Consider the following 18,780-nt stretch of genomic DNA (forward strand, 5'->3'; position numbering starts at 1 on the left):
AAATTTTTGTGCGCCTTGAAAATTTAACTCAAGGAGCTCAAATGACGCACATCTCAGTCCCTAAAAAACAACTACGGTCCCTGAACTTTGACAATTTCAGGTGCCCTCTGATAAAGTCACTTTCAAAAGCACCGGAATTACAATCTCGAGGAGACCGCCCTTTAAAAATGACATTCGAAGACCAGATAAATGCTTTGGTTTATTTCCATCTTCAGGAGCACAAGTCTGCCCGACATTTAATTCAGGATCTCAAGGAGAATGTTTTTGCTAAAGAAAATATTGCGCCAGACGGTGGTATCAGCCGTAGTAGTTTCTGTGAAGCCATCAATCACAGGGGACTCGAACAACTGCAATTTATCTTTGAGGATCTTTATAAACAGGCTCTTGAGTGTCATCCGGGTGAACACGCCGAGTTAGGAGAGTTGGTTTCCATTGACGGTAGTCTCATAAATGCAGTCCTTTCAATGCACTGGGCGAACTACAGAAAAGGAAGTAAAAAAGCCAAAGTACATTGCGGATTTGACATTAATCACGGAATCCCAAACAAAATCTTTTTGACTGAAGGCAACGGCGCTGAACGCACCTTTGTTCCCAAAATAGTTTCCAAGGGGCAAACAGGTGTTATGGATCGTGGATATCAATCCCATAAAGAATTTGACCTGCTTCAGGAGCAAGGCAAACATTTTGTCTGCCGTATAAAAACCAGGACAACAAGAACAATTATTGATAACCACGAGACCCCTTCCGACAGCTACATTTTTTATGATGCACTGGTTAAACTTGGTACTCCGAATCAAAACCAGACGAAAAGGCCTGTTCGGGTTGTTGGCTATAAAATTGCTGGCGTCAAATACTATGTGGCAACTGACAGGCATGATTTAACAGCGGAACAAATAGCAACAATTTATAAACTCCGGTGGACCATTGAGGATTTTTTCAAATGGTGGAAAGAACATCTGAAGGTATATCATCTCATTGCCCGCAGTGAATACGGCCTTATGGTTCAGATTCTTGGCGGCCTTATCACTTACCTGTTACTGGCAATCCATTGCCAAAAACAGTTTAATGAAAAGGTCACGATCAAAAGAGTTCGGCAGCTGCGAACCGCCATTCTAAATGACCTGTTTGGCTGCGAGGAGCAGGGCTCTCATAGTTCAAACAGGGACAATATTGTCAAAGATCAAAAAATTATTGAGCAAGTAAAAACCTAACCGGACATCACTGAAATAAAATATCTGTATCCGGGATGCTGCGCTCCTTGCCGCCCCCGGATTGCCGTAGTTCTGACCAAACATAGGGTCCGGTTGTCCTGGACCAGCCTTTTCTGATAAATTCCTTAAACCCTGGCAGAGATTTTTCCGTGTTGATCTTGGCGGCAATAATTCCAGGATCCGGCGCACCGGCAAACCCAGGGCTGCTGCCCATAAACATCAAAAAAAAGATAAATACAAGTCTCATATAAACGCGCATCTGCCTAGTCTCCCATCAATTTTTTCAATGCATTTTCAGCGGTTATCCCAAGGGTGGAAAGCCTCATGGCACTGGCCCTGAAAACCCTTTCAATCTTCCAGTTGTTATTTCGTGCACGCCGCATGCAGACCATAAACGGCTCATTGATCTTGAACCGTTCTTTTCCATCCCCCCGGATCACCTCACCATTGACCCTTACCTTGACAATACACCCGGTGCCGTCGGCACTGTATTTTTTTCCATAATATCCAGGTCACGGATCTTTTGGTCCACAGAACTGAACACCAGGCGGTAGGCCCCAAGCTCCTGACTGAGACGTCCTCCTGGAGAAGCAATTAAAATAGTTTCAAGGGCGTTAAGGTCCTCAGACTCCAAAATCCCATAGTAGGTTTTCACCATCTGTTCAGGTGAAACCGTCCCCTTGGTTTCAGGCCGGGGCTGCTTTGAGACGGGTCCTGCTGTTTTTTTGGGGGCCCTGCCCGGTGTAAAGGTTGAAAAAGCCGATAAAAGAGGACCGCCATAGGTCTTGTAATCTTTTGGATAAATCCCCACCACAATGACAATAAACCCGTCATACTGCATAAAATTTACGATGCATCCAAGGGTTGACCCATTGTGCACCCCGGAGTAGGTTCGCTGGATGGCAGGGGTGTTTTTATAGGCATAGGAAAGGTGTTTTGAGGTATGTTTATAGGTCAGATAAGGGGTGCCCCTTTGACGGCCGGCACCTTCCCACTGGTCAGCCATATTTTCTAAACTGCCTACGGATCCCTTGTTATAATACACTTCAATCATGGCATTATTGCCCGGTTCCACAATCTGATGAAGCAAATCCTGTGAGAGATTTTTTCTTTGGGCCCACCCCGCGGGTGTCTGAATTCCATACTCAGGATAATTAGCAGCCAGACCAGCACTGCATAAAAATAAAAGTACCGCAGCAGCAATAACAAAAATTTGTTTCATAACATATCCTTTTTTATCCAGGCATAATCTATTCAACCATTTTAATCTTGATTATAAAAAAAAATCTCCGTCCAGCGTATGCCAGTTAAACTGGCTGGTCAAAACGAATCAACCAGGATCATCTGGATAGGCCATCTCTCCTCCCGAATTGACAAATTCAGAAAGATCTCGACGCCAAGAGACTCTGGGATGCAGTGCTGGGTTTTTCGCGGACCGCCTTGCTCCCCTATTGTCCAAGAAGAGACTCAATGGTTTCGGCCAGATCATTTCTGCCCTGTTCTTTGAGCAGGGGAATCATGGGCCGGTAAAAAGGCGGCCGGACCCGGATGGTAATATCATATTGGGCAATATCTTCAGGCCGGACCTCATCGGCCTCAAAGGCCCGGGTCTTGTCCAAAAGGCCCAGGGCGGTAAGCTCGGTCATGGTGCGCACGCATTTTTCACATTTCCCGCAGTTGAGCTGGTCCTCCACATTGGCCAGGCAGACCCGGAAATTCTGAAAGGCTGCATCCCATTGGGAAACAACCTTTATTTTTTCCAGGCGGGACAATTCATAATCCCTGTGCCGGATCCGCATCCCATAGGAAGAATATTCAGGATCCAAAAGGGGATGGGATCCGCAGGGATGAAGATTGGTAATATCATAGGAAGAGGGAATGAACATCAGGTTAATCCTGCCTGAAAACGCGTGGGCCATGGCCGCCAGAACCGCGCCGAAAAAAGAATCCAGCCAGAGTTCTCTTTCATCACAAAGATGGCGCAGGTTGGTATACACCGGAACAAGGGTTGTGCCGGCATCCTGGGTCACCTTTGAAATGGCCTCAACAGCCCGGTCAAACACATGGTACTTCATCCCCCGTTCCACAACCCCGCCAATATCAAAGCCGTGGAGAAAAAATGAATCCTTTACCCGGGCAGGATGACCCTCAGGATAGTGAAGATGGTTCAGCCTTAGCCCGGCCAAAGAATCCATGCCCCCGGACATGACCATCCCTGCCCTGGGGCTTTGGGGTAATTTGATCTGTTTACGGACCTTTGTTTCCAAAGCAATGGGGGCATACCTGCCTAAGGTCCAATGGGAAAAAAGATTCATGGCCACCTCTAATCCCTCTTTTAAAAAGGGAGAGACCTCCTGGTCCACAAAAATTCGTTTTTCTCCCAGGTGAAGGGCCGGCAAGAGCGCCCCCACCAAAAAGGCATCCGGGTTTGCACCAAACCCATGGGCAAACTCTTTTTTGGTTTTAATAAACACGGTCTTGTCTTTTTGATCTGTCTCTTCAAACACCACACGGGCTGAGGCCGTTTGCATATCTGCATTGGTTTCAAGATTAAAATCCGAAATTTTCATATCTATATCGTATCCTTATTTATTTAGGGTAAATCAGGTGTCTCGGTCAGGGACAGGACATGGTCGAGAATCTGTCCTGCAATATTTTTTCTTGTTGCCCCTTCAAGCCCCCTAAATCCAGGGGAATAGTTGACCTCAAGAACCTTGACCCCATGGTCCGGGGTGAGGATCATGTCGACCCCGGCGATCTCAAGGGAACAGGCCCGGGCCGCTGCAACCGCTATTTTGGCCATGGATTCGGGCAGATCAAATTCACAGGCACTGGCCTGCTGGTGAATATTGGCCTTAAACTCTCCAGGTGCCGGAGTCAATGCCATGGCAGCGGCAATTGTATTTCCCGTGACCAGCACCCTTAACGCCTTGACATGGTCTATGAAAGACTGAACCACCACCCCTTTTTGGGCAAGAAAATTTGAGGCCATAAAATCCGCGGCATCCTGGTCGCAGGTGAGCATGGCCACCCCGTCCCCGCCCATGCCGTCCACCTGCTTGGCCACCACGGGAAATCCGCCCAGCCGCTCTATGGACTTAAAAAACATGGATTTGCAGGTCACAAAAAAAGACTTGGGTATGGGCAGGCCTGCCCGTAAAAGCTGCTGAAGACTGATATATTGATTCCGGGCAATCATAACCCCTTCAAGTGAGTTGACCAGAGGGATGCCAAGGGCGGCAAACTGCCCAAGCAGCACAAATCCGTATTCTCCCATGGGAGAGCCCTGTCTGGGCATGACAAGGTCGGGCAGGCGTTCATCCTTGTCCATGAATATGGCGGGGCCAATGGTTTGGTCAAGAACACAGCCCATGCCGTAAGGATCGATAAGCAGGATCTTATGGCCTTTTTTTTCAGCCTCGGCCCTGAACCTTGAGTTGGGGTGAAAATCAAAATTATTCACCGTCATGATACCAATCTTCATTTTTCAGCCCCTGTTGGATCAGGATTCATATGGGCCGGCATCCACACCCCCATTTCCTTTTTAAGTTTTTCTGAAAAATAGGTGGTGATTTTCCGGGTATTGTTTCTCTCGGCAATTTTCTGGGTGGCCAGATTATCCTCTGAAATAATGGAAAACACCTTTTTATCTTTTGCCCGTTTGGTCAGTCCTTCGAGCAGTCTTGCCCCGATTCCCATGGCCCGGTATTCTGGCCTGACCGAGGTATATCCTCGCTCCACGCAATGGGTAAAGTCAAGGCCGGTAATCCCTTTGATCCGGTCAATAAACACCTGCCGGGGATGCTTGAGACTTGAATTACCCACAATACACCCGTTTTCAACTCCATACCCGATCAAAAAGGCCCGTTCAAGATTGGCACGGACATGGGTGATATCCACAGACCCGCCCGCATCAACCATGGCCACAATCTCATCTAAAATAGGGGGGGATATCTGCCCGGGCTTTTTAAAATAAAATTTAATGTTCTGGCCCAGCCGGGACAGGGCCCCGTTTGCAGGACTCACTCGCATTCCGGCCAATTGCTTTTTTTCCATCTGCCCTAAAAAGGTCAAAATAAGGCCGGGATCCCGGACCGCCTGCCAAAGTGGAATATTGGGCAGGCAGCCAAGCCTGCCATAGTCCAAAAGATCGTCAGGCACCTGAAACCGATCAGACATGGTCCCATTTGCCGGGCTTAAATTTTCAAAAGAATGGACAATATTGGGAGTATTGCCAATCCAGGCGGCCAACGTTTTTTTTTCAGGATCTGACCCAAAAAGATCTATACCTGACACATGGTTCCAGACGCCCTGTTTTGACACCTGCCACAAAAGGGCTCTTGGCAGCTCTTTTCCATGGGGACCAAGACGCCAGTGAATCATCCTCAACCCCTTTTGATACCAGAAGGCCAGCCTTGATTTGACCCGGGTAAAATCCATTCCAGGAAAAAGACAGATTTCCAGACTAAAGGGGGAGGAATCTGATTTTTGATTCAGCCAGGGAGCTAAAAAAGCATCAAGCGCTTCAAGTTCTTGGCCCGGATCTTTTCCTGGCATACAGGTCTCGGACTTTCCTTTTAGATCAACGGCCCATAAAAATGAAATGGCGTGGGGTAAAATTGTTTTTACACCTGTTTCAATATAGTTTAAAACCCCATGACCATCCTTGAATCCCCACACACAGACCGGCAATACCGCCATGGGCATTTGTCCGGACAAAGGCCTTGTTTTGGCCGCAGAACACAAAACAAACCCGTGATCCCCCTTCTTTGACATTTGGATGCCCGGACAGGCCTCAAAAATCATCCGTTCAAGAACAGGCCCCCAACAATCATTAGGGGGTAAAAGTATCAAAGCAAAACAAGGGACCTGGCACAAAAGGATCTGATCCAAAGCGGTTTTTAAATCTTTGATAATTTCTTGCTCACCCTGGACATCCACAACCCTGCGAATGAAAAAACCATCGGCGTTGTGAGAAAAGGACAGGCCTGCACAGACCAGTTCAATTCCGGCAAAAAAGCCTTGGGAGCATGGTGCAAGTCCTTGGGTGATATTTGTTTCAGGTCTGCGGACAAATAAGATAGGTGACAAATTCATGGTGGAATATTATTAAACACAGGGCCGGCATTAAGTAAACCCCTTTCAAGCTTTTATTGACAATGAACAACCCCATGGCCTATTTTAAAGTAACTGACCCCACTTGTGACCCCGGCTAAGGAGGCAATTGATCCATGATCAGACACATGCTGGTATGGGCTTTTTTTTTAATTTTCCTGTTCCCGGCAGGCAGCATTGGCCGGACAATACCAAGGTGGACCGGGGATTTTGACCAATTGGTTGATCATAGAGTCATCCGGGCCTTGGTCCCCTACAGTAAAACCTTCTACTTCCTTGACAAGGGCCGGCCAAGGGGACTGACCTATGAAAGCCTCACAGCCTTTGAAAAAATGATCAACACCCGCCTTAAAAGCCGGCATCTGAAAATTCACCTGGTCATCATCCCCACCCCGAGAAAAGAATTAATCTCATCCCTTGTTGAGGGCAAAGGAGATATAGCTGCCGGAAACCTGACCATGACTGAAGAACGGTTGAAAAAGGTATATTTTTCCCATCCTTTTTTTACCCAGGCCACTGAAATCCTCGTCTCAGGCCCGAAAAGTCCCAAAATGACAGATATCCAGGACCTTGCCGGCCAGACAATCCATGTCAGGTTCTCTTCAAGCTATTATGCGAGTCTGGTCAAACTCAACACCCAATTCAGGCTTCAAAAGAAAAAAGCGATCCAGATCATCCGGGTTGATGATTTTTTAGAAGATGAAGATCTTCTGGAAATGCTGAATGCCGGAATGATCTTTCATCTGGTTATGGACAGCCACAAGGCAAAATTCTGGGCAAAAATTTTTGACCACATTGTTCTCCACCCCAAAATCGTGTTGAGAACCAAGGGACAAATTGCATGGGCCGTAAGAAAAGGCAGTCCCAAACTGATGGAACAGATCAACGCCTTTGTGGAAACAAACAAAAAAGGCAGCCTTCAGGGCAATATCTTGTTTGAACGCTACCTTAAAAATACCCGGTTTGTAAAACCTGCCGATCAACACCGGACAAATTTTGAAAAAACAGCTCAGATTTTTAAAAAATATGGGGACCAATACCAATTTGACTGGCTCCTGCTCAAGGCCCTGGCCTTCCAGGAATCAGGCATCAACCAAAATAAAAAAAGCCATCAAGGGGCGGTGGGAATAATGCAGGTTATGCCCTCGACCGCAAAAGACCCCAATGTCAACATTGGCGACATCCACCTTTTGGACAATAATATCCATGCCGGTACAAAATATCTCAGATTTTTAAAAGACCGGTATTTTTCCGATGCCCAAATAGATGACAGAAACCAGACGCTGCTGGCTTTGGCAGCCTATAACGCCGGTCCAAGACAGGTGGCACGCCTGAGAAAAAAGGCAAAAGAATTAAACCTGAACCCGAATATCTGGTTTAAAAATGTAGAAGTTGCCGCGGCCATGCAGATTGGGCGGGAAACGGTTCAATATGTAAACAATATATTTAAATATTATATTGGCTACAGCCGTATCCATACAATTCAGGATCAAAAAAAAGAGGAGAGATAAGCCTTTCTCCTCTTTCTTTAACAGATCGAACAAATGGCTTATTCAGCCGTCTTGGTTTCACTGGTGCTTGAGGGTCTGCGAAGGTAATATTCCCAGCCAAGCTCTCTCATGCATCGCCTGGCATGATCTGTCTCATCTTTATAGGTCATCTGCTCACGACGCTCCATGGTATATTCCCGGGCTTTTTTCTCGCAATAGGCCTGATCTTCATAATATTCCTGATTGCTTTTTTCAGGGTGTTTGGCCATAAACTGATAACATCCGGCCAGTCCGAGACTTAAAACCAATACCATTAATGCAAATAATAATCTTTTCATTTTTTTTCTTCCGTTTGTTTTAAATCAGACTTTTTTTATTGTTTTTCTTCTGTGATCACGACCACCAGCTGTTTTGATATAAGCTTGCCTTTGACTCTGAGGGCAAGACGAATACCATTTTCACCCGGAGGAAGAATACCGCTGTATATCCCGGACTTATCCTTGCCTGCGGCATAATCACTGCGATGGGCAATGGCCAGCTTCTCCACGGGAGAAATCTGCCTGGAAAAATGTTGCCCGGGAGCAATCTGGGTTTCCGGGATGGTCAATTCTTTGATTTGCTCGGGGTTTATGCCTTTCCACACAAAAGGCCCCGGTGTTTTCCATTCAAAAGGTAGGCGGTCTTGTTCCAGTCAATCTCAATGGGATCCTGGGACAGGTTCTTTAAATCAAGCTTAAAATAGGTAAAATAACGGGTTTGATTTTTCTCTGGTGTAAACCTGGCTTGAAACAACTCCGTTTCAAGATTCTGGGATACGGGTGCGCTTTGATAATCATAAACAGCAACAGAGCACCCGGCCAAAACCAGGGCCAAAATACAGATTTTAATTACAAAAATTATTGGGATCTTCATTGAACCTCCGGGCAGATGTGGCAACTTAGGGTTACAATTGATACCCTAAATTGTATTCAAACTTGAGGATGAAGTCAAGATGAGAAAATTTTGTTTAGCATGGACAAATCCGGTATAAAAAGGTATGACCCAGATAGAAGCAGGCGCAAATCAGGCTCTGCTTTACCTGCTTTTGTCCTCTGAAACCAAAAAAATATTGACAAGCCAAAGAAATAATTATAGAATTCAGAGTTTTTTAAACTTGCAAAAAAGTATTGAGATAATGAAGGAGAGTGTAACATGTACGCAGTAATCAGAACCGGTGGAAAACAATACAAGGTTCATGAAGACCAGGTACTGAGAGTTGAAAAACTGGACGGATCCGAAGGATCTGAGATTGAATTCAACGATGTCCTCTTGTACTCTGATGGTGAAACCGTCACCCTTGGAGCGCCCCAGGTCGAAAATGCAATTGTCAAAGCCCATGTTCTTGAACAGGGCCGGGACAAAAAACAATTGGTATTCAAGTACAAACGGCGCAAAGGCTATCGTAAAATGAGAGGCCACAGGCAGCATTACACTGAAATCAGGATTGAATCCATTTCAGCATAATTCAGGCCTGTTGGTTAACTTAAATCAAGATTTACAAGAGAGAAAAAAATGTCACATAAGAAAGCAGCAGGTAGTACTAAAAATGGTCGTGATTCAAACGCCCAGCGGCGTGGAGTTAAAAAATTCGGCGGAGAAAAAGTAGTTGCCGGAAATATTATTGTCAGACAGGTCGGCACCAAAATCCATCCGGGCAACAATGTAGGTGTGGGTAAAGACTATACCATTTTTGCTAAAATGGACGGTGTTGTGACCTTTGAAAGAAAAGGCCGCGACAGAAAAAAAGTCAGCGTTTATGAAGCGTGAAATTTGTAGATGAAGCAATTGTTACCATCAAGTCCGGTGACGGTGGAGCTGGCTGCGCCAGTTTCAGGCGGGAACGGTTCATTGAACGGGGCGGACCTGATGGTGGAGATGGCGGCGATGGAGGGGATGTACTTTTCCGGGTAAACCCGGCAAAACGGACCCTCTACGATTATCGCCGTCAAAAGCTCTTTAAGGCCAAAAACGGGGCTCCCGGGCTTGGCCGCCAAAAACACGGCAAAAACGGTCCTCACTGCGTTCTTGAACTTCCGCCAGGCACTCTGGTTTCCGATGCCGAGACCCTGGATCCCATTATGGATCTCACCGACCTTGACAGGGAATTTGTCATTGCCCAGGGCGGTAAAGGCGGGCGGGGAAATAAACGGTTTGCCTCGGCCACCAACCGAGCCCCCCGATATGCCCAGCCCGGTCTTCCAGGCATGGAAATGAAACTGCGCCTGGAACTCAAGCTTTTGGCGGATGTTGGCCTTGTAGGCCTTCCCAATGCAGGAAAATCCACCCTTATTTCAGCCATGTCTGCAGCCCGTCCCAAAATTGCAGATTATCCTTTTACCACCCTGACCCCCACCATCGGCATGGTCGAGCCTCCCTTTGGAGAGCCTTTTGCCGTGGCAGACATCCCAGGGCTGATTGAAGGGGCCCATGAAGGCATCGGTCTTGGAATCAAATTTTTAAAACACATTGAACGGACCGGTATCCTCATCCATCTCATTGATTGTGGTGGTATTGATCCTGAGGACCCTTTGGCCGCCTTAAATCTGATCAACAATGAATTGTCCATGTACTCCAATACCCTGGCAGGAAAAACCCAGATACTGGTTCTTAACAAAATCGATCTCACCGGAACCAAAAACCGGATCAATGCCTTTAAGGAACAACTGCCGGACCGTGACATTCTGACCATTTCCGCGGCAACCGGTCAAGGGGTAAAGGCCTTGATCAAAACCCTGGCAAAAAAATTAAAAAAAGACTAGGCCGACAATGGATGCAGGACTTTTTGGAGGGACATTCAATCCGCTTCACAATGGTCATTTGGGTATCATCCAATATGTAAAAGACCATTGCGGCCTGGATAAAATCTTTTTATTCCCGTCTGCAACACCGCCCCACAAACCAGATCATAACCTGGCCCCGGCAGAAGAACGGCTGGCCATGGTGACGGATGCCATAGAGGAATTGCCCGGTTTTTTTGCCTCGGATATCGAACTCAAACGCCGGGGGCCCTCGTTCACCATCGACACCATCCAGACCTTTAAAAAAATCCATGGGCCCCATTTAAACTTTTCTCTTTTGATGGGATCTGATGCTTTTTTTGATATCACCACCTGGAAGGAAAAAGAAAAAATTTTTAAAATTGTCCCGATCATTGTCATGCTCAGGGGCAAACCCATTGGACTTGATTCCATTGTATCCTTTATTGACGAACAGATTTCAAAAGGATACACATTAAAAGCAGAAAATTTTTTTATCCATGACCAACTTAAACCCATCCGTATCTGCAAGGTACCCAGGATAGATATCTCATCCACCCAGATCCGGAACAGGGTTAAGGCAGGACGCCCCATCACGGGGTTGGTCCCGCAAATCATAGAGACACGCATTAAAACAAAGGATTTATATAGATGACTTTTCTGACCCAAGAGTACCTCCCTTATATCACCCCGATATTTGAACGCAAACCCAAGGCTGTTACGGCGATCAATGTAAAGGACATGACCTCGTATACGGATATGGTGGTCATTGTGGAGGCAGGATCCAACCGCCAGGTCACCTCTTTGGCTGAACATCTGATCAAAACGCTCAAAGGACAGAATATCAAGGCCATGGGGGTTGAAGGGGTAAAACAAGGAGAGTGGGCCCTCTTGGATTTCGGCCATATCATCATTCATTTTTTTGAATCCCAGGCCAAGGGATTTTATGATATTGAAGGGTTGTGGAGCGATGCGCCAAGGGTGGACCTTGCCGAATTTGCCAAAAACATCCCGGACCCAGAGGACGATGATGAGTTCTGAAGCCTTGCCCGTAAACATCCTCATGATTCTGGACGGATGGGGAATCAGTGCACCCGGTCCGGGCAATGCCGTTGCAAAAGCCAACACCCCGTTTCTGGACCATTTGACCGAACAATTTGCCCATACCCATCTTAAATGCTGCGGCCCTGATGTGGGTCTGCCCGACCGGACCATGGGCAACTCAGAGGTGGGGCATATGAATATCGGTGCCGGACGCATTGTCCCCCAGGACTTTGTCCGGATCAATACCGCCATTGAAAACAAGCGCTTTTTTGAGAATTCAACCCTGAAAAAGGCCATGGTCCAAATCAAAGCCCAAAATCAATCCCTCCACCTTCTCGGCCTGCTGTCCGATGGCGGTGTGCACAGCCATATTTCCCACCTTTTTGCCCTCATGGACATGGCCAAGGCCATTGGCATCCAAAATCTGTATATTCACCCCATCCTTGACGGCAGGGACACCTCTCCTCGGAGCGGAATCAGCTTTATCAGACAGGTCCAGGAAAAAATCAAGGCCTTGGGCTTGGGCAAAATTGCCACCCTTGCAGGACGGTTCTGGGCCATGGACAGAGATACCCGGTGGGACCGGGTTCAAAACGCCTATGATCTTTACACCCAGGGCAAAGGCATTTTTTCTGCCGGACAAAATCCTGTTGATCTTGTCCAAAAGGCCTATGACCGGGATGAGACCGACGAGTTCATCAAGCCAATCTTTCTGGGCAAAAAAAATGAGGGGGTTATCCAGGACCACGACGGGGTTATTTTCTTTAATTTCAGGGCGGACCGGGCCAAGGAGATCACCCGGACATTTACCCAGAAAGAGTTTACAGAATTTAACCGGCAAACCTGCCCGGATTTATCTGCCTTTGTGTGTATGACCCAGTACGATGAAACATTTAACCTGGATTCAGCCTTTGGCCCCCAGCATCTGACAGGAATTTTAGGTGAGACTCTCAGCAAGAATAAAATGACCCAGCTGCGCATCGCAGAAACAGAAAAATATGCCCATGTCACTTATTTTTTCAACGGGGGAGATGAGGCCGTATTCAACCTTGAAAAACGGATTTTGGTTCCCTCGCCAAGGGATGTAGCCACCTATGACCTCAAACCTGAAATGAGTGCTCAAAAAATAGCTGACAACGCCTGCGAGCAGATTGAATCCCAAACCGTCCAGTTTATTGTCCTCAACTTTGCCAACATGGACATGGTCGGTCATACCGGGATCATGGATGCGGCAATTCAGGCCTGCGAAACCGTTGACAGATGTGCTCAGCAAGTGGTCGAGGCCATCTGGAAAACCTCCGGTACCGCCTTTATCACGGCAGACCACGGTAATTCAGAACAGATGATTGCAAAGGACGGGTCTGCCCACACGGCCCATACCCTGAATCCTGTCCCCTTTATCCTTGCAGGGGAGGCCTTTAAACAGACACGGCTCAAAAACGGAAAACTCGGGGACATTGCCCCCACAATTCTAAAGGCCCTGGGGATCAAACCGCCCAAAGAGATGACAGGCACCCCTTTATTTTAACAGCTTAGGCTAAGTTCGGGCCGGTTTTACTCTGGCCTTACCTTTAATAGAACAGGATATACCATGTTTGATCAGATCACCGATTTTATCACGGGACGTGAAATAGACAATGTCGGCGCAGAAGCCAGCCGGCAGATTTTTGAAAAGTTTTTAGTAAAAACCAAGGGGTATGAAAAAACCGATATTCAGGTGGATGTGCCGCTCATTGTCCAGTTTAAAGGAGAGGATTACCACTCTGCCATAGACCTTGTGGTCTTTTGCCAGGACCGGCCCTTGATGGCCGTCACCTGCGTGGCCGGATCCATTGGCTCCTATGAAAGGGAAATCCTGGCCGGGGCCCGCCTTTGCCATGATCATATGATTCCCTTTGCCGTGAGTACAGATGCCAGGGATGCCATTGTAATGGACACCCTGTCAGGAGAAACCGTGGGCAAGGGCCTTGATTCAATTCTTTCCCAAAAACAGGCCCAGGCAGAAATAAAAAACATCACACCCGCACTTTTAGATCCGGCCAAACGAGAAGGAGAAATGATCATTTACCGCTCTTTTAACCTGGAAAAGGTCAACAAATAGCCGAATATGTCATCACCTGAAGGTCAGAAACTGACAATTTGAAAAAACCGGATCTTAATATCTTTAAATATGCGGAGTGTCCTTTAACCCGCATATTTCACAAAGCGTTTTTGCCTTAGATGCAAGGCACAGACCGAGAAGCCGTAGTCTTTACTGCGAGCGGACTGTAACCCAGCAGATGAGGTAAAACGCTTTGCCCGGAGGGTGAGATTTTATATAATGGGAAACGACTTAAAAAACGACCACAAAAAAAAACGGTACCACAGAAAAGAGTTCTTGGGTACCGCTTTTTTTATTCTTTTAAAAAAATGTCCTGCCTTGAATTCAGGCCCGGGACACCTCTTTGCCGCAATGTTTACACACCTTGGCCCGTCGCTTAATAATCTCGGCACAATAGGGGCATTCCCTTGTAAAATGACGCTCATGGAGCTGGTCTATGGCCTTTTTCACCCCCTCCTGAAGCACGGGCGTGGGAAAATTATGGTTGAGCAGATGCTCTGCAGCCTCGGTATCTCCTAGTTCTCCGACCATCTCTGCTGCCTTGAGCCTGGCCTTGGCCGGTATTTTGGGATCCAGACAGATCTTGAGGATCTCATCCCAGTCCTTGGAAATATAATAATCAGTGAGCAGAGAAAAAGTCTGCTTCATCAACTCTTTTCTGGCCTCCTGCTCGATCAGGGCCGCATCATCCACCTTGCCGCCGGTCCCGCCCATGGGGCTGAACACGGGCATATAGTCAAAATGGTCATTGCCCGGCTCATTGATACACCGATAGGAGGCCGGTGATGCCATGGTCTCCTGAAGATGCTCCCACCCCTTTCTAAAGGAGGGGCAGTCGTCATTAAAGCAGATGAACAGATATGGGGTTCCCCATCCCAAGCCATCGGAAAAATTAAAGGGCGGCACCTCCCAAAGCGTCATTTCCTGATCACAATGGGGACAATGGGGTTTGTCCATTTTTAAATATTTTTCAAGAAGTTCTTCTCTTGTTTCAAAAGCCATTATTACTCTCCTTATGCGGGTTCTAAAATACCTTGAACCAGCATAATAAGCATGGGAGTTTGCTTGTCAAACTCCCATGCCCTATCCAGATTACTCGATTGTGGCAAGTACATCATCCTTGGCCACGGAATCACCCGAGTTGTAATGAATGGCTGTAATGGTGCCGCTGGCCGTTGCCGGCAATGCGTTTTCCATTTTCATGGCTTCAATCACCACCACGGTTTCCCCTTCATTTACCGCATCCCCCACATTTTTTTCGTACTTGATGACCATGCCGGGCATGGGCGCCTTGACCGGGGTACCGGCACCTGTATCCGCAGCAGGCTTGGGTGCGGGTGCCACAGGCTTGGGAGCCGGAGCTGCAGGCGCTGCTGCCGGAGCAGGCTTGGGTGCGGGTGCCACAGGCTTGGGAGCCGGAGCTGCAGGCGCTGCTGCCGGAGCAGGCGGTGCAGGAGCCGCAGGCGCTGCAGCAGCTGGAACTGCAGCAGCAGGAGCTGCGTAGGTGATCACAGGAGATCCGCCCACCTCATCCACGCCAACCTCAAAATATTCCCCTTCCACAAATACATTAAAGGTCCTTGCAAATTCACTCTTTTCAGGCATCTGCTCAGCCGGTTCAATGAGTTTGCCTGCCTTGGCCTTTTTAATGATCTCGTCTTGTTTTTTCACGTCATCCAGGGTAATGGGCTTGATGGCGTCAGGCACCTGCTCCTTGCCGTATTTTTGCATGAGATATTTTTTCCCGGTCACCGGAAACAGGGTGTAAAGGATAAGATCTTCATCATCCATGGCCAGATCTCCGATCTGTTCTCTGGCCTTTTCAAGTTCAGGCTCAAGCACTTCGGCAGGACGGCAGGAAATGGGTTCTTCACCCCGGTCATAGCCTTTGAGGGCCTTTTGCTGAACCTCGGCATCAATGGGCACGCTGGTTTTTCCGTACAGACCATAGCAAAGATCTTTGACCTGGGCGGTAATCATCTTGTACCGCTCGCCATCACCGTCAAACAAGACGTTGTTCACAGTCTGGGTGCCAACGATCTGGCTTGTGGGAGTCACCAGGGGAATCTGGCCCAGTTCTTTTCTCACCCGGGGCAGTTCCTTGTATACCTCATCAATCTTGTCAATGGCATCCATTTCACGCAGCTGGTTGACCAGATTTGAAAGCATGCCCCCCGGCGTCTGGTGAAGCAGCACGTTGATATCGATCATGGACACCTTGGTGTCGTCCAGAAGATGCTTGTACTTGGGCATGACATCTTTTTCCAGGGTCTCATTGATGGCGGCCAGGGCCTTAATGTCAAACCCTGTATCCCGGTTGGTTCCCAAAAGGCTCATGACCAGAGGCTCAAGTGCGGCATGGGAGGTTCGGTAGGCATAGGGCGTCATGCAGGTGTCAATGATGTCCACACCGGCTTCCACAGCCTTGAAATGGGTCATGGGCGACATGCCGGAGGTAAAATGAGAATGAAGATGAATCAAGGGTTTAACCTCGGCCTTCATGGCCTTGATCAGTTCATAGGCATCATAGGGAGACATGAGCCCTGCCATGTCCTTGATGCAGATGGAATCGGCCCCCATGTCCTCAAGGTCTCTTGCCTTTTGAAGATAATAGTCCAGGTTGTAGACCTCTCCACCCAGGCGGGGTTCGGTCAGGGTATAGCAGATACAGCCCTGGAAATGGGCCCCGCATTCCTTGATCACAGGGACCACGGTTTCAAAGTTTCGATAGTCGTTGAGGGCGTCAAAGGTTCTGAACACTTCCAGGCCGTTGTCCACCGTCTTTTTAACAAAGAGCTTGGCCACGTCATCGGCATAATTCCGATAGCCCACCAGGTTCTGGCCGCGAAGGAGCATGGAAAAAGGGGTTTTCTTAAAGTAGCGTTTCAAGGTCCGCAGCCGCTCCCAGGGATCTTCTCCCAAGAATCTGTGCATGGTGTCAAAGGTGGCCCCGCCCCAGACTTCAACCGCCCAGAACCCGATCTCATCCATCTGCTCGGCCACCGGAATCATATCTTCTGTGCGTCCCCTTGTGGCAAACAAAGACTGATGGCCGTCACGCAGGGAAAGATCTTCCACCATCAAGGGCTTTTCCGCCTTGGGCCGGTCCTTTTTGTAGTTCATCTCAACCATTTTAACTTGATTGTGCTCACTCATAATGTCCTTCCTTTATATAAAATATTTATCTCTTTTTTTTCGTTGCAGGATCTTTATTCCATCATTTGAACATCCGCATCTGCATCATGGTGTTGGCGTTCATTAACGCCTGTCTTCCGGTCATGCCCCAGGCATTCATCAAAAAGGCCTGGGCGTTGTGTGAAGGTTCACTCACAGCCTGGGCAGGCGGCTCAACCGCGGTTGCGGCAGCCGTTTCTTCCCCGGTTCGGATGGCCATGTACACGGCAGCCATGGCTGCGGCCAATTTTTTATTCTCCATTGTATTTTCCTCTCCTATGGCGTTGATTAAACCGGAATATTTCCGTGCTTCTTGGCCGGCCGCATTTCCCGTTTGGTGGACAATGCCTCCAGGGCGTCTATGAGTCTTGGCCGTGTTTCAGAAGGAACAATCACCGCATCCACATAGCCCCTTGCTGCCGCGCAATAGGGATTTGAAAACTGTTCATTATACTCATCAATTTTTTCCTTGCGTTTGGCCACAGGATCATCTGACCCTTTGATTTCCCTTGCATGGATAATATTAGCGGCACCCTCAGCGCCCATGACCGCAATCTGCGCCGAGGGCCAGGCAAAGGCCATATCTGCCCCAAGGTGTTTGGAGCACATGGCAAGATAGGACCCCCCATAGTCTTTTCGGGTGATGAGCAAAAGCTTGGGCACGGTGGCTTCGGAATAACACCAGAGCAGTTTGGCCCCATGGCGGATGATCCCGCCCCATTCCTGATCTGACCCGGGCAGGTAGCCGGGCACATCAGCAATGGTGAGCATGGGGATATTAAAGGCATCGCAGAACCGGATAAACCGGGTGGCCTTGTCCGAGGCGTCAATATCAAGACACCCTGCCATCACCTTGGGCTGATTGGCAATAATCCCGATGGGCCGGCCGTTAAGACGGGCAAAGCAGATCACGATATTTTTGGCAAAATACTGGTGGGGCTCAAATATGGATCCATTATCCACGATGGAAGCGATCACCTCTTTGATGTCATACCCCTGGTTGGGGTTGTCCGGAATAATGGTATCCAAAGAGGCATCCATGCGGTTGGGATCATCACTTGGGGGCAAAATTGGCGGATCTTCCATGTTGTTTGAAGGCAAAAAAGATAAAAGTTCTTTCATCTGATTGATGCAGTCCTCATCAGACTCGCAGGCAAACTGGGCCACCCCTGATTTTTCATTGTGGGCCATGGCACCGCCCAAGTCCTCAAAACTGACCTCTTCGCCAGTCACCGCCTTGATCACATTGGGGCCTGTGATGAACATGTAAGAAGATTCTTTGACCATAAAAATAAAATCGGTCATGGCAGGTGAATATACGGCCCCCCCGGCGGTGGGTCCCATGATGGCCGATATCTGGGGAATGACGCCGGAAGCGCCTGAATTTCTAAAAAAGATTTCCCCGTATCCTGAAAGGGCGTCAATTCCCTCCTGGATTCTGGCCCCGCCCGAATCGTTCATCCCGACGATGGGCGCACCTGATTTCATGGCAAGATCCATGACCTTGCAGATCTTTTTGGCCTGCATCTCACCCAGAGAGCCTGCCCGGGCAGTAAAATCCTGGGCATAGGCAAAAACAACTCTTCCGTCCACCCGGCCATGACCTGTGACAACCCCGTCTGCCGGAATTTCCTTGGTCTCCATCCCGAAATTGGTACACCGGTGGGTCACAAACATATCCACTTCCCTGAAACTGTTGTCATCAAAGAGCAGGTCAAGGCGTTCCCTGGCATTGAGTTTGCCTTTTTCACGCCGTTTGGCCAGGGCTTTTTCCCCGCCCATGGCCTTGATCTTTTTTTCTTTCAACTTTAATTCCTGGATCTTGTCCGATACGACTCCCATAGTACAAT

The 18,780-nt window shown here is 48.2% G+C and carries 22 protein-coding genes; 9 read left to right on the top strand and 13 right to left on the bottom strand.

Features of this window, described 5'->3' with window-relative positions; translation table 11 throughout:
• Positions 1-41: 41 nt before the first annotated feature.
• A complete protein-coding gene (locus HUN05_19075) occupies positions 42-1,211 on the top strand; it encodes an IS4 family transposase (GenBank protein ID WDP88143.1) in 1,170 nt (389 codons plus the stop codon).
• A gap of 7 nt (positions 1,212-1,218) precedes the next feature.
• On the opposite strand, the gene HUN05_19080 is transcribed toward HUN05_19075, so the two are convergent.
• The 6 genes from HUN05_19080 to HUN05_19105 all read right to left on the bottom strand — a co-directional run bounded on the left by HUN05_19080 (position 1,219) and on the right by HUN05_19105 (position 6,308).
• A complete protein-coding gene (locus HUN05_19080; GenBank protein WDP86969.1) occupies positions 1,219-1,470 on the bottom strand; it encodes a hypothetical protein in 252 nt (83 codons plus the stop codon).
• A 4-nt stretch (positions 1,471-1,474) separates the two neighbouring features.
• Complete coding sequence (locus HUN05_19085) at positions 1,475-1,651, bottom strand: hypothetical protein (protein ID WDP86970.1); 177 nt, start codon at positions 1,649-1,651, stop codon at positions 1,475-1,477.
• A 14-nt stretch (positions 1,652-1,665) separates the two neighbouring features.
• Positions 1,666-2,433 (bottom strand): hypothetical protein, encoded by a 768-nt coding sequence (locus HUN05_19090; GenBank protein ID WDP86971.1) that lies wholly within the window; start codon positions 2,431-2,433, stop codon positions 1,666-1,668.
• Positions 2,434-2,659: 226 nt separating this feature from the next.
• Complete coding sequence (locus tag HUN05_19095; protein ID WDP86972.1) at positions 2,660-3,781, bottom strand: hypothetical protein; 1,122 nt, start codon at positions 3,779-3,781, stop codon at positions 2,660-2,662.
• A gap of 23 nt (positions 3,782-3,804) precedes the next feature.
• Entirely contained in the window at positions 3,805-4,695 is an 891-nt protein-coding gene (locus HUN05_19100) for a RimK family alpha-L-glutamate ligase (GenBank protein WDP86973.1), read from the bottom strand.
• Entirely contained in the window at positions 4,692-6,308 is a 1,617-nt protein-coding gene (locus HUN05_19105; protein WDP86974.1) for a GNAT family N-acetyltransferase, read from the bottom strand. The genes HUN05_19100 and HUN05_19105 overlap by 4 nt, the downstream gene beginning before the upstream one ends.
• A 134-nt stretch (positions 6,309-6,442) precedes the next feature.
• On the opposite strand from HUN05_19105, the gene HUN05_19110 reads away from it, so the two are divergent.
• Positions 6,443-7,837 carry a lytic transglycosylase F gene (locus HUN05_19110; protein WDP86975.1) on the top strand — a complete coding sequence of 465 codons (1,395 nt, stop codon included), beginning with the start codon at positions 6,443-6,445 and terminating at the stop codon, positions 7,835-7,837.
• Between the two features lie 38 nt (positions 7,838-7,875).
• Here the strand turns inward: HUN05_19110 and HUN05_19115 are convergent, their stop codons facing one another.
• The 3 genes from HUN05_19115 to HUN05_19125 are packed head-to-tail and all read right to left on the bottom strand — an operon-like array spanning position 7,876 to position 8,728.
• Positions 7,876-8,154, bottom strand: coding sequence for a hypothetical protein (locus HUN05_19115; GenBank protein WDP86976.1), 279 nt, complete (start codon positions 8,152-8,154; stop codon positions 7,876-7,878).
• 35 nt (positions 8,155-8,189) lie between these two features.
• Positions 8,190-8,459: a hypothetical protein gene (locus HUN05_19120; GenBank protein ID WDP86977.1), complete on the bottom strand. Its 270-nt coding sequence runs from the start codon at positions 8,457-8,459 to the stop codon at positions 8,190-8,192.
• On the bottom strand, positions 8,444-8,728 hold the full coding sequence (locus tag HUN05_19125; GenBank protein WDP86978.1) for a hypothetical protein: 285 nt from the start codon (positions 8,726-8,728) through the stop codon (positions 8,444-8,446). The genes HUN05_19120 and HUN05_19125 overlap by 16 nt, the downstream gene beginning before the upstream one ends.
• 279 nt (positions 8,729-9,007) lie before the next feature.
• On the opposite strand from HUN05_19125, the gene rplU reads away from it, so the two are divergent.
• The 7 genes from rplU (at position 9,008) to HUN05_19160 (ending at position 13,756) form a co-directional block, all read left to right on the top strand.
• Positions 9,008-9,319, top strand: a complete 312-nt coding sequence (gene rplU, locus HUN05_19130; protein WDP86979.1) for a 50S ribosomal protein L21 — start codon at positions 9,008-9,010, stop codon at positions 9,317-9,319.
• A 48-nt stretch (positions 9,320-9,367) separates the two neighbouring features.
• Positions 9,368-9,622, top strand: a complete 255-nt coding sequence (rpmA, locus tag HUN05_19135; protein WDP86980.1) for a 50S ribosomal protein L27 — start codon at positions 9,368-9,370, stop codon at positions 9,620-9,622.
• Positions 9,619-10,614 (top strand): GTPase ObgE, encoded by a 996-nt coding sequence (gene obgE, locus HUN05_19140; protein ID WDP86981.1) that lies wholly within the window; start codon positions 9,619-9,621, stop codon positions 10,612-10,614. Before rpmA ends, obgE begins: the two co-directional genes overlap by 4 nt.
• Positions 10,615-10,621: 7 nt before the next feature.
• A complete protein-coding gene (gene nadD, locus HUN05_19145; protein ID WDP86982.1) occupies positions 10,622-11,266 on the top strand; it encodes a nicotinate (nicotinamide) nucleotide adenylyltransferase in 645 nt (214 codons plus the stop codon).
• On the top strand, positions 11,263-11,652 hold the full coding sequence (rsfS, locus tag HUN05_19150; protein WDP86983.1) for a ribosome silencing factor: 390 nt from the start codon (positions 11,263-11,265) through the stop codon (positions 11,650-11,652). Before nadD ends, rsfS begins: the two co-directional genes overlap by 4 nt.
• On the top strand, positions 11,642-13,183 hold the full coding sequence (locus HUN05_19155) for a 2,3-bisphosphoglycerate-independent phosphoglycerate mutase (GenBank protein ID WDP88144.1): 1,542 nt from the start codon (positions 11,642-11,644) through the stop codon (positions 13,181-13,183). Before rsfS ends, HUN05_19155 begins: the two co-directional genes overlap by 11 nt.
• Before the next feature lie 63 nt (positions 13,184-13,246).
• Entirely contained in the window at positions 13,247-13,756 is a 510-nt protein-coding gene (locus HUN05_19160; GenBank protein ID WDP86984.1) for a type I restriction enzyme HsdR N-terminal domain-containing protein, read from the top strand.
• Between the two features lie 324 nt (positions 13,757-14,080).
• Here HUN05_19160 and HUN05_19165 read toward each other — a convergent pair whose 3' ends face one another.
• The 4 genes from HUN05_19165 to HUN05_19180 form a co-directional block, all read right to left on the bottom strand.
• Positions 14,081-14,758 (bottom strand): zinc ribbon domain-containing protein, encoded by a 678-nt coding sequence (locus HUN05_19165; GenBank protein ID WDP86985.1) that lies wholly within the window; start codon positions 14,756-14,758, stop codon positions 14,081-14,083.
• Positions 14,759-14,848: 90 nt separating this feature from the next.
• Positions 14,849-16,912 carry a pyruvate carboxylase subunit B gene (locus tag HUN05_19170; protein WDP86986.1) on the bottom strand — a complete coding sequence of 688 codons (2,064 nt, stop codon included), beginning with the start codon at positions 16,910-16,912 and terminating at the stop codon, positions 14,849-14,851.
• 61 nt (positions 16,913-16,973) lie between these two features.
• The gene (locus HUN05_19175; GenBank protein WDP86987.1) at positions 16,974-17,192 is read right to left on the bottom strand and encodes a hypothetical protein; all 219 of its coding nucleotides are present in this window, start codon (positions 17,190-17,192) and stop codon (positions 16,974-16,976) included.
• A 26-nt stretch (positions 17,193-17,218) separates the two neighbouring features.
• Complete coding sequence (locus HUN05_19180) at positions 17,219-18,772, bottom strand: methylmalonyl-CoA carboxyltransferase (protein ID WDP86988.1); 1,554 nt, start codon at positions 18,770-18,772, stop codon at positions 17,219-17,221.
• Between the last annotated feature and the right edge of the window lie 8 nt (positions 18,773-18,780).

This window comes from Desulfobacter sp. (assembly GCA_028768545.1).
Taxonomy (GTDB): domain Bacteria; phylum Desulfobacterota; class Desulfobacteria; order Desulfobacterales; family Desulfobacteraceae; genus Desulfobacter.